The organism is Actinophytocola sp., assembly GCF_036402745.1.
In the GTDB taxonomy this organism is placed as follows: domain Bacteria; phylum Actinomycetota; class Actinomycetes; order Mycobacteriales; family Pseudonocardiaceae; genus Actinophytocola.
Window position 1 is genome coordinate 1 of the sequence record NZ_DASWSJ010000247.1, and the last position, 10,812, is coordinate 10,812.

A 10,812-nucleotide genomic window follows, 5' to 3' on the forward strand; every position below is an offset into this window, starting at 1 on the left:
CGCCAAGACGCATGGCGCCGTGGAGATCATCTCGACCGAGGCCGCGTCGCTCGGCGGGCGGCTGCGCTGCCTGGTGCTGTGCGATCACGAACGCGCCGGCGCCACCCTGCCCGCGCGGCTGCGCGACGTGCTCGACGCCGAGGCCGGGTCGGCCTGGCTCATGCTCGAGAACCTCGTCGCCGATCCGCGTACCAGCCCGTTGAACCCGGTGCTCGTCACCGGCCGTACGGTGGCCGCGGCCGAGGAGACCGCGCGCGGCCTGACCGAGGCCGTCGCTTCCGCGCACCCCGCTCTCACCGTCGAACCGGCTGGCCGCGGGATCGCGCGGATCACCGGGCCCTGGACGTCACGGAGCTGGGTCGCGGCGGTGACCTCGTACTTCGAGGAGGGCCGGTGCCAGGTGCTGGTCGGCACCCGCGCGCTCCTCGGCGAGGGCTGGGACGCGCGCGGCGTGAACGCGCTGATCGACCTCACCACCTCGACCACGCCCACGTCGGTCGTGCAGACCCGCGGGCGCGCCGTGCGGCTCGACCCGGCGTGGCCGGAGAAGGCGGCCAACACCTGGACGGTGGTGTGCGTCACGGACCGGCATCCGAAGGGCGCGGCCGACTGGAACCGCTTCGTGCGCAAGCACGACGGCTACCTCGTCGCCACCCCCGACGGCGAGATCGTGTCCGGGGTGGCGCATGTCGACGCGGCGTTCTCCCCGTACGCGCCGCCCGCCGTGGAGGCCCTCGACGCGATCAACGCCTCGATGCTGGCACGCGCCGAGGATCGTGCGGCGACCCGGGCGGCGTGGCGGCTCGGCACGCCGTTCCGCGACGAGCTCGTGCACACACTGCGGATCAGGCCCGCCCGTACGGAGCGGGCACCGGTCCCGGACGCCGGCGTGCCGCCGACACCGCCGCCGGCAGTGCCGGCGGAGAGCTGCGCGACTCCCACGCCGAGCTGGTGGTCGGGCGGCCCGGCCGACCCGGTGGAGACGTTCTGGGTGGCCAGTGTCAGTATCCTGCTGCTCTGCGGATTCACCGGCTTCGGCCTGGCCGGGGCCGGGCGGTGGCCCTCCGCCGTGCCGGAGCTGGCCGGCGCGGTGATCGCTCTCCTCGGCGTGATCGGCGTCGGCTGGGGCGTCACCGTCCGCCTTCCGCAGAGCCGCGCCGCGCGGATCCTCGACACCGTCGCGCCCGAGCCGTCGGTGACGAGGTTCGCCTACGCGGTGGCCGACGCCCTCGCCGCCTGCGGGCTGTCGCGCCGCGGCGCGGAGGGAGTGCGGGTGCGCACCGAACCGGACGGTGGTTACCGCTTCTCCCTCACCGACGTCGACACGGCCGCCTCCGAGCGGTTCGCCCTCGCCCTCGACGAGGTGCTGTCTCCGGTGACCACGCCGCGCTACCTGGTCCCCCGCTATGTCGTACGACCGGAAACCGGCACGGGGGCGCGTCACACGCGGGCGCGCGCGTGGCTGCGCGGGGAGGCACGGGCGGACGGCGTCGTGTATCACGCCGTCCCCACGGTGTTCGGGCAGAACCGGCAGCGGACCACCGCCTTCGTCACGGCGTGGAACCGGTGGGTCTCCGGCGGATCGGCCGTCTACGCGGGCAGCGCCGAGGGCGCGGGCGTGATGGCCACGCACCGCGGCGCGGATCCCTTCGCCGCGACCACGGTCCTGCGGGTCGCCTGGGACTAGCTCGCGGAGACCTTGACCGATGGCACGACTCGCGGTTACGCTGCGCGCAAATTACCGGAAACCTTCTTAATAGTTTCCGGCATCACGTCCTCGCGTCCCGCGGTCCGCGTCCCCGCGCGGGCCACCGTGGCCCCCCGCACGAGAGGCGAACACGATGTCCGTACGACTCCGGAAGCACCGGCCCCCCACCTCCGCGATCCTCGCCACCGTCCTCATCACGCTGGGCTGGACGGTGGCCGTGACGGCAGGGGGCGCCTCCGCGGCAGCACCCTCGGTCAACGCCGGCCCAGGAGTTCGTCCCGCGGCGGCCGTCGCCGCGGCCACGTTCACCGACGACTTCAACGGGCCCGCGGGCAGCGGGGTCGACGGCGGCAAGTGGCAGCACGAGACCGGCGACAACGTCAACAACCACGAGCGGCAGTGGTACACCGCGGGAACCGGCAACGCCGCGATGGACGGCCAAGGCAATCTCGTCATCACGGCGAAGCGGGAGAACCCGGGCGGCTACACGTGCTGGTACGGGTACTGCCAGTACACCTCGGCGAGGCTGTCCACCGCGGGCCGGTTCACGCAGGCCTACGGGCACTTCGAGGCCCGGATGAAGCTGCCCCGCGGGCAGGGCATGTGGCCCGCGTTCTGGATGCTCGGCAACAACATCGGCAGCGTGGGCTGGCCGGCCAGCGGCGAGATCGACATCATGGAGAACGTCGGCTTCGAGCCGCGCACCGTGCACGGGACCCTGCACGGCCCGGGCTACTCCGGGTCGGGCGGCATCGGCGCCGGCTACACGCTGCCGGGCGGGCAGGCGTTCGCCGACGGCTTCCACACGTTCGCGATCGACTGGGCGCCGAACTCGATCACCTGGTCGGTCGACGGGAACGCCTACCAGACAAGGACCCCGGGCGATCTCGGCGGCAACCAGTGGGTGTTCGACCACCCGTTCTTCCTCATCCTCAACCTCGCGGTCGGCGGATACTGGCCGGGCGACCCGGACGGCGCCACGCCGTTCCCGAACACGCTGACCGTCGACTACGTGCGGGTCACCGCCTGAGGACCTGCTTGACGCCTCGACAGCCATGCCCTTACGGTTCCGTCAGTTAGACAGTCTGCCTAACTGACGGAGCCGCATGGACCAGCTCGCCGGATCCTCGCGGCTGCTCCGCGAGATCAACGAGACCGCGGCGCTGCGCCACCTGCTCGAGCGCGGCCCGCTCACCCGGGGCGACCTGCGCGAGCTGACCGGTCTGGCCAAGCCGACCATCTCCGACGTCATGCGGCGGCTGGAGGACGCGGGCCTCGCCAAGGTCGTCGGGCGCACCAGCGGCGGCCCCGGGCCGAACGCGGACATCTATGCCGTCAACCCGGACGCCGCCTACGCCGCCGCGGTCTCGCTGCGGGCGTCCTCGCTGGCCACCGCCGTCTGCGACCTCACCGGTGAGGTCCGCGCCCGCACGGAGACGACGGTCGACTTCGGCGCGACGGACCCGGTCCGGGCCGTCCGCGACGCCGTCGCGGCCACCTGCAAGCAGGCCCGCATCCCGTTGCGCCGCATCGACCACGTGCAGCTCGCGGTCCCCGGCTCGGTGCACGAGCGGGCCGGGGTCATCCGCTTCGTCGACGTGCCCGGCTGGTCGCGGCCGGGCCTCATCGACGAGATCCGCGCGAAGCTGCGCACCGAGGTGAGCGTCGACAACGACGTGAACCTCGCCGCTGTCGCCGAGCGCTCCCGCGGCATCGCCGGCGACGCGGAGAGCTTCGCCCTGCTGTGGCTCGGCGAGGACGGCCTCGGCCTCGCCATCGACCTCGGCGGCACGCTCCTGCGCGGGGCCCGCGGCGGCGCGGGCGAGGTCGGCTACATGCCGGTCGGGCTGCCCGAGCCCGCGGCCGGCGGCCCGGCGACCGTGCACGACTTCCACGACCTCGTCAGCGGGACCGCGATCCGCGACCTCGCCCGCAGGCACGGCCTCGACAAGGACACCGGGCACGCCGCGGTCGCTGAAGCCAAGGAGCACCAAGGGTTCCTCGACGAGCTGGCGGTGCGCATCGCCGTCGGGCTCGCCGCGGTGGTCGCCGTGCTCGACCCGCCGCTCGTGGTGCTGGCCGGCGAGGTCGGCCAGGCCGGCGGCACCGCCCTGGAGGACGCGGTCGGCGCGGCGCTGCGCGACCTCTCCGTGCTGGAGACGGCCGTCGCCGCGACCGGCCTGACCGAGGACGCCGTGCTGCTCGGCAGCCTCGACACCACGCTCAGCGCGGTCCGCGACGCCCTGCTGGGCCGCCGCCTCTGACCCGAACACGGGAGGCACGCGAAGGCCGTCGGCACCAATGAGTTCTGGCACTTCTTCACCGACCGCGAGGCCACGGCCATCGAGGACGCGGTTCGAGGACGCGCACCGGACATCCACGTGAAGGTGACCGCCGACCCGGGGCGGCCGTGCGTGGGCTGGGCCTCGGCGACCCGACGGTCGTCCTCGGGCGGCAGCGTGCTGCGGGCCCGGGATCCCTTGCTGCTGGGCCTGGCCGCGCTCGGTGCGCCGGCGGACGCCGAACGGCAACTGCGAACTGGTCTAGACCCTTGACAGCGAATAGGAAGACTGCCTGACTAACAAGGAACCGACGATCCCCAACGGGAGGAGATCGCCATGTCCCGCCGTCCAGTTCTCCTTGCGATCCTGGCCGTGCTGGTACCGCTCGGGCTCGTGGGCCCGGCCACCGCGGCTCCCACGCCGGCCGCCGCCGTCACGCCGTCGCAGGCCAACGGTCAGCTGCGGGTGTGCGGCGTGAAGCTCTGCAACAGCAGGCGTGCCGCGGTGCAGCTGCGCGGGATGAGCACGCACGGGCTGCAGTGGTACTCCCAGTGCGTGAACGACGCCTCGCTGGACGCGCTGGCCGGCGACTGGGGCGCGGACATCATGCGGATCTCCATGTATGTCCAGGAAGGCGGGTACGAGACCGACCCGGCCGGCTACACCGACCGGGTCAGCTCGATCATCGACAAGGTCACCGCGCGTGGCATGTACGCGATCGTGGACTGGCACATGCTCGACCCGGGCGACCCGTACTACAACCTGTCCCGGGCGAAGACGTTCTTCACCGAGATCGCCCGGCGGCACAACGCGAACACCAACCTGCTGTACGAGATCGCGAACGAGCCGAGCGGCGTGTCGTGGTCGCGGATCAAGAGCTACGCCGAGGAGCTGATCCCGGTGATCCGCGCGGTCGACCCGGAGACGCCGATCCTGGTGGGCACCCGGGCGTGGTCGTCGCTGGGCGTGTCGGACGGCGCGAACGAGTCCGAGGTGGTGAACAACCCGGTGAACGCGGCGAACATCATGTACACGTTCCACTTCTACGCGGCCTCGCACCGCGACGAGTACCTGAACGCGCTGTCCCGCGCGGCCGACCGGATCCCGATGTTCGTGACGGAGTTCGGCACCCAGGAGTACACCGGCGACGGGCCGAACGACTTCGCGATGGCCCAGCGGTACCTGGACCTGTTGGCCCGCAAGCAGATCAGCTGGACGAACTGGAACTACTCGGACGACCTCCGGACGGGCGCGGTGTTCGAGGAGGGCACCTGCCCGAACGGCCCGTTCACGACCCCGGCCCGCCTCAAGCCGTCCGGCGAGTGGGTCCGCGACCACATCCGCTGACGCGCGCCTAGCACACCGCACCGACATTCCTGGCCCGCCGAGCCTTCTCGGCGGGCCAGTTGTCCACAGGCCACCCAGTTGTCCACAAGTGGATCAACGCACGCCCGGACCGCCTTGCGCGGCAATAGTTTGGACGCATGCGACTTCGCCTCACTCCCTCGACAGCTCCCGCTCGAACGCACCGAGCGTGTCCACGAACAGCCGGCGCTCCCGCGGGGTCAGCGGCTCCATCGCCACCCGCCACGCCCGGTCCGACGCGGCCAGCCAGTTCTCGACCGCCGCGGCCCGGTCCGGCGCGATGCTCACGATCGTGCGCCGCCGGTCGGTCTCGTCCTCACGGCGCTCCAGCATTCCCTTGCGGCTCAGCTCGCCCACCATCAGGCTCACCGTCGCCGGCGCCACCTCAAGGCGCTTGGCCAACTCGTTCACCGGCATCGGCCCGTCGAACTGGAGGTAGGCGAACAGCGACAGATGGCGCGGCGCCAGTGCGAACGACGCCAGCTCCGGCGGGATCGGCGACCGCTTCACCCGGCCCACGACCCTGGGCAGGAGCAGCAGCAGGGTCCGGACGGCCTCCTTGAGATCCAAGTCATCGGTTGACATAGCTCTGTCCTCAGAATAGTTTTGCTTGCAAAGCAAAGTTACTTTCTGAGGGCAGGATACTGGTGAACCGTTGGCTGCTCGTGGTGGCGGCAAGCCTCGCGACCTTCGTCACCCAGCTCGACGCGACGATCGTCAACGTGGCGCTGCCCAGGATCGAGTCCTCGCTCGGCACGTCCACGTCGCTGGTCCAGTGGGTCGTGCTCGGCTACCTGGCGCCGATCATCGGCCTCGGGCTGTGCGCGGGGCGGTGGGTGGACGTCGTCGACCCACGCCGGGCGCTGCGGCTGGCGTGCGCCGGGTTCGCGCTGGCCACGGTCGGGTGCGGGCTCGCGCCGGGCATCGGCTGGCTCGTCGCCGCGCGGGTCGCGCAGGGCACGTTCGCGGTGGTGTTGCTGGCCATCGCGCCGGTGCTCGCCACCGTGTCGGTCCAGCCGTCGGCGCGCGGGCGGGCGTTCGGGGTGCTGATGCTGTTCGGCACGACGGGCGGCATGACCGGGCCGGTGGTCGGCGGGTGGATCGTCGAGTCGTTCGGCTGGCCGTGGATCTTCTACCTGTCCGTCCCTTTCGTACTCGCGGTGGCGGCGCTCGCCGCACGGGAGCTGCCGCTCGGCGATCGACTCGTTCTGCCGCGCCGAAGGTGGCTGGTCGAGGCGGCTACGTTCGGCAGCGGCACCGTGGCCGTCCTGTTCGGACTGTCGCTGGCTGGTTCCGCGGGTCCGATGTGGACGCTGGTGGCCCTGCTCGCGGTGCCGCTGCTGGCGGTGTGGTTCCGCGGGCCGGACGCCGGGCCGGTGCGTGCGCTGTTGCGTACCGCCGGGGTCCTGGGTCCGCACGTCGCGCTGGCGCTCACCTACGCGGGGCTGTTCGTGCTCACGTTCGTGCTGCCGTTCTTCCTGCAGGACGGGCTGGGCACGGCGCCGAGCACGGCCGGGCTGGTACTGCTGGCCTTCCCGGTGTCGGCGCTGGTCACGAGCTACGGCGCAGGCCTGGTGGCGGACCGGGTCGGCCACCGGCGGGTCGCGGTCGCCGGCGCCGGGGTGATCGTGGTGGGCCTGGTGCTGCTGCTCCTCGCGGACGGCGGCCCGGGCGACCTCGTCTGGCGGCTGGCGTTCGTCGGCGCGGGGTTCGGGTTGTTCAACGGGCAGCTGCAGGTGTTCCTGATGGGCAACGCGCCACGCGAGCGGCTGGGGCTCACCGCGGCGACGTCGAACCTGGTGCGCCAGCTGGGGGTGGCGTTCGGCTCGGCGACCGGGGCGGCGCTGTGGGCGGCGTCGGGCTCGGGCGCGCTGCGCCGGGGAGTTGGGCTGGGGGTGGTGCTGCTGGTGCTGGTGTGCGTGACGCTGCTGCGCACCGGCCGCCCCGCCACGAAGGACATGCCGGCCGAGGTGGCCGGCGGAGCGAAGGAGAGCGCATGAGCGACTGGAACACGGCGATCATCGAGGAGTTCCGGGCAGCCGGGGGCAAGGTGGGTGGACCGTTCGCCGGCTCCGACCTGCTGCTGCTCACCACGACGGGCGCGCGGACCGGCCGGGAGTCGGTGTCACCGCTGGGCTACCTCGCCGACGGCGATCGCCTGGTGGTCACGGCGTCCAACGCGGGCGCGCCGCACAACCCCGCGTGGTACCACAACGTGCTGGCCAACCCGGACGTCACCGTGGAGGTGGGCACCCGGCGCTTCCACGCGAAGGCGACGGTACCCACCCAGCCCGAGCGCGACCGCCTGTTCGCCCAGGTCGTCGAGGCCATGCCCGGCTACGGCGACTACCAGGCCAACACGACCCGGACAATCCCGGTGGTGATCCTGGCCCCTGTGCGGTGACCGGCCGCGTTCGGCGCGAGCCGAACGTGACACCCGGCTTGGTGTCGCTGCCGCGGCCGTGGACTCGCCGGCCGCCGCTGTGGCGGAGTCGCCCGAGTTCTCCACACCCACGTGGATCGACTCGCCCTGGTGTGGTGCGTTCGTAGCGGCGAACCACCTGACCTGTGAGGCGGTCCAGCCAGGCCAGGCAGGCATCCGATGGCGGGCCAGGATCCGGTGCACGGTCGACGGGCGTATCCGGAGGACACCTGCGACCGGCTCGGCCGAGGCGCCGATCAACCCCCGACAACGTCCATGGTCACCGGCTAGGCGTTCTTGGGCTCCAGCACGAAGACAGGGATCTGGCGGTCGGTCCTGCGCTGGTAGTCGGCGTAGTCCGGGTATGCCTGGACGGCGATGTCCCACCACTTGGCCTTCTCGCCGCCGGTGACCTCGCGCGCGACCATTTCCTGCTTGACCGGACCGTCCTGCAGCTCGACCTGCGGGTTGGCGACCACGTTGTGGTACCAGACCGGGTGCTTCGGCGCGCCACCCAGCGAGGCGACGACGGCGTAGTTGCCGCCGTTCTCCACGCGCATGAGCGGTGTCTTGCGGATCTTGCCGCTCTTGGCGCCGACGGTGGTGAGGATGACTACCGGCATGCCGCGCAGCGTGGTGCCCGCGGTGCCGCCGGAGCTCTCGTACTCCTCCACCTGCGTGCGGGCTCGCTCGGAGGCGCTCGGCTCGTATTCTCCTTGTAGTGGCATGTCTCCAGTGAACACCAACCCGGCGCGGCAGGCAGGCCGTGGCGCGGGTAGGAATGGCCACATGACACAGCAGCAGTGGGACGCGGTCGACGGCTACATCACCGACCTGCTGGTCGGCGACGACCCGGCCCTCGAGGCCGCGCTCGCCGCGAGCGACGCCGCGGGGCTGCCGCGGATCGCGGTCGCGCCCAACCAGGGCAAGATGCTGAACCTGCTGGCCAGGATGCAGGGCGCCCGATCGATCCTCGAGATCGGCACGCTCGGCGGGTACAGCACCATCTGGCTCGCCCGGGCGCTGCCCGAGGACGGGCGCCTGGTCACGCTCGAGTACGAGGAGAAGCACGCGCTCGTGGCCAGGGAGAACATCGCCCGCGCGGGCCTGGCCGGCAAGGTCGACGTGCGCATCGGCCCGGCGCTGGACACCCTCGCGGTGCTCGACCACCAGGGCGCGGGCCCGTTCGACCTGGTCTTCGTCGACGCGGACAAGCCCAACAACCCCGGCTACCTCACCTGGGCGCTCAAGCTCACCCGGCCGGGCAGCGTGATCATCGTGGACAACGTGATCCGCGACGGCCGGGTCGCCGACGCCACCAACACCGACCCGTCGGTCGTGGGCACCCGCAAACTGGCCGAGATGATGGCCACCGACCCACGCCTGGCCGCGACCATGGTGCAGACCGTCGGCAGCAAGGGCTACGACGGCTTCGCGCTAGCCCTCGTCACCAGCTGAACCACCGGCCCGGACGAGCCGGGGCCGCCGAGAGCAGGCGGACCGGGCGAGAAAGTGAGCCGCCCGGACCGAGCGAGCCAGCGAGGCCAGGCGAGGTGGACGCCCAGGCGACCCGGCGAAACAGGTGCGCCCGAGCGCTGCCGACGACCCGCGCGGGCCGCGCGGGCCGCCGGGACCGGACCGGCCGAGGCGAAGCACGACCGCCGGGACCGGACGAGGCGCACGGCCCAAGCGGGCCGGACACCACAGCCGGACCGAGCGCGACGAACGAGCCGTGCACGGCCGCCGGGACCGGACGGGCCCGACGGGACCAGGCGAGCCGACGGGACCGAGCGAGCCGATCGAGGCAGATGGGTTGGGCGGGCCGAGATTGGCAGCCGACCCGGCCGGGCTGGGCGGCCGGGCCGAGGCAACCGGGCGGTACGAGGCAGCCGGCCCGGCGAAGCGGGCAGGCCCGGCAAAGCAGCCGGGTCCAGCAAAACAGCCGGGTCCAGCAAAGCGGGCAGGCCCGGTGAAGCAGCCGGGTCCGGCAAAACAGCCGGGTCCAGCAAAGCGGGCAGGCCCGGTGAAGCAGCCGGGTCCGGCAAAACAGCCGGGCCTAGCAAAACAGGCAGGCCCAGCGAAGCAGCCGGGTCCAGCGAAGCGGGCAGGCTTCGCGAAGCAGGCTGGTCCAGCAAAGCGGGCAGGCCCGGCGAGGCAGCCGGGTCCGGCAAAACAGCTGGCCTAGCAAAACAGGCAGGCCCAGCGAAGCAGCCGGGTCCAGCGAAGCGAGCGGGCTTCGCGAAGCAACCTGGTCCGGTGAAGCGGGCAGGCTTCGCGAAGCAACCTGGTCCGGTGAAGCGGACGGGCCCGGTGAAGCGGGCGTGGTGCCTGGCGTTGCGGGCGGCCGGGGCTCCACGGTCGGTGGGCCGGGGGTTGGCGAAGAGGCCGCGGAACTGTTGCAGCATCGCGAAGGCCGGTACTGGCGAGCGGGCGAGGCACGACTCGCACGGCATGCCGACCGGGGCGGTCAGCACCTCCCCCGACCCGGGCGCGATGCGCAGTCCGCAGTAAGCGGTGAGGAACCGCGGCATCGCGGCGGCGTCCGGGAGCGGCACTAGATGGCACGTTCGCCGGCTTTCGCCGATCACTGACCCGTCCGGCTGCCGGGGTTTCAGTCGAACCAGGATCAATGCCCGGGTCATGACGGAACATTAGGACCGGACCGTCCCGGAGGGACAGTTAATTTCTCCACATTTCTTGACGTAACGGAAACCGTTGCCTGGCCGATATTTTAGTCGTCATTCTGGGCCGATTCCGGGGCGAGATCCTCGATCACCCGGTTGATGACTGCGCGTGCCTGCCGGCCGTAACAGGCTGCCGTCGCCATGGCGTCGAAGATGGCGCGGTAAAGCTCGATCTCCTGTGGTTGAGCCAAGTTCAGCTCGGCGGAAAAGGTCTCGACCATCACGCGCTCGTCGTCGAGCAGCCAGAATCCGTGTGTCGGGGCCACGGCGTACGCGGTGTCGAAACCGATGATGCCGAACTTCACATTGGGCAGGCCGGACAACGCGATCAACCGATCGAGCTGCCCGAGC

At 71.8% G+C, this 10,812-nt stretch carries 9 protein-coding genes and 1 pseudogene; 7 read left to right on the forward strand and 3 right to left on the reverse strand.

Features of this window, described 5'->3' with window-relative positions; genetic code table 11:
* The 4 genes and pseudogenes from VGD70_RS23385 to VGD70_RS23400 form a co-directional block, all read left to right on the forward strand.
* Positions 1-1,687 (forward strand): helicase-related protein (locus VGD70_RS23385; RefSeq protein WP_331084774.1); only part of this gene is annotated, 1,687 nt, incomplete at its 5' end.
* Between the two features lie 232 nt (positions 1,688-1,919).
* Positions 1,920-2,732, forward strand: a pseudogene (locus tag VGD70_RS23390) (glycoside hydrolase family 16 protein); the annotation flags it as partial.
* Positions 2,733-2,814: 82 nt separating this feature from the next.
* The gene (locus VGD70_RS23395; RefSeq protein ID WP_331084776.1) at positions 2,815-3,972 is read left to right on the forward strand and encodes an ROK family transcriptional regulator; all 1,158 of its coding nucleotides are present in this window, start codon (positions 2,815-2,817) and stop codon (positions 3,970-3,972) included.
* Between the two features lie 354 nt (positions 3,973-4,326).
* Positions 4,327-5,337, forward strand: coding sequence for a glycoside hydrolase family 5 protein (locus VGD70_RS23400; protein ID WP_331084778.1), 1,011 nt, complete (start codon positions 4,327-4,329; stop codon positions 5,335-5,337).
* A gap of 150 nt (positions 5,338-5,487) precedes the next feature.
* Here VGD70_RS23400 and VGD70_RS23405 read toward each other — a convergent pair whose 3' ends face one another.
* Positions 5,488-5,940 carry a MarR family winged helix-turn-helix transcriptional regulator gene (locus tag VGD70_RS23405; RefSeq protein ID WP_331084780.1) on the reverse strand — a complete coding sequence of 151 codons (453 nt, stop codon included), beginning with the start codon at positions 5,938-5,940 and terminating at the stop codon, positions 5,488-5,490.
* A gap of 62 nt (positions 5,941-6,002) precedes the next feature.
* On the opposite strand from VGD70_RS23405, the gene VGD70_RS23410 reads away from it, so the two are divergent.
* Together VGD70_RS23410 and VGD70_RS23415 are read left to right on the forward strand one after the other, a co-directional pair.
* Positions 6,003-7,355, forward strand: coding sequence for an MFS transporter (locus tag VGD70_RS23410; protein ID WP_331084781.1), 1,353 nt, complete (start codon positions 6,003-6,005; stop codon positions 7,353-7,355).
* On the forward strand, positions 7,352-7,759 hold the full coding sequence (locus VGD70_RS23415; RefSeq protein ID WP_331084783.1) for a nitroreductase family deazaflavin-dependent oxidoreductase: 408 nt from the start codon (positions 7,352-7,354) through the stop codon (positions 7,757-7,759). Before VGD70_RS23410 ends, VGD70_RS23415 begins: the two co-directional genes overlap by 4 nt.
* 305 nt (positions 7,760-8,064) lie before the next feature.
* On the opposite strand, the gene VGD70_RS23425 is transcribed toward VGD70_RS23415, so the two are convergent.
* Complete coding sequence (locus tag VGD70_RS23425; protein WP_331084784.1) at positions 8,065-8,505, reverse strand: nitroreductase family deazaflavin-dependent oxidoreductase; 441 nt, start codon at positions 8,503-8,505, stop codon at positions 8,065-8,067.
* A 61-nt stretch (positions 8,506-8,566) separates the two neighbouring features.
* Between VGD70_RS23425 and VGD70_RS23430 the strand changes: the two genes are divergently transcribed.
* On the forward strand, positions 8,567-9,235 hold the full coding sequence (locus VGD70_RS23430; protein ID WP_331084786.1) for an O-methyltransferase: 669 nt from the start codon (positions 8,567-8,569) through the stop codon (positions 9,233-9,235).
* A gap of 1,273 nt (positions 9,236-10,508) precedes the next feature.
* Here the strand turns inward: VGD70_RS23430 and VGD70_RS23435 are convergent.
* The coding region (locus VGD70_RS23435; RefSeq protein WP_331084788.1) for a Scr1 family TA system antitoxin-like transcriptional regulator at positions 10,509-10,812 on the reverse strand (304 nt) is incomplete at its 5' end.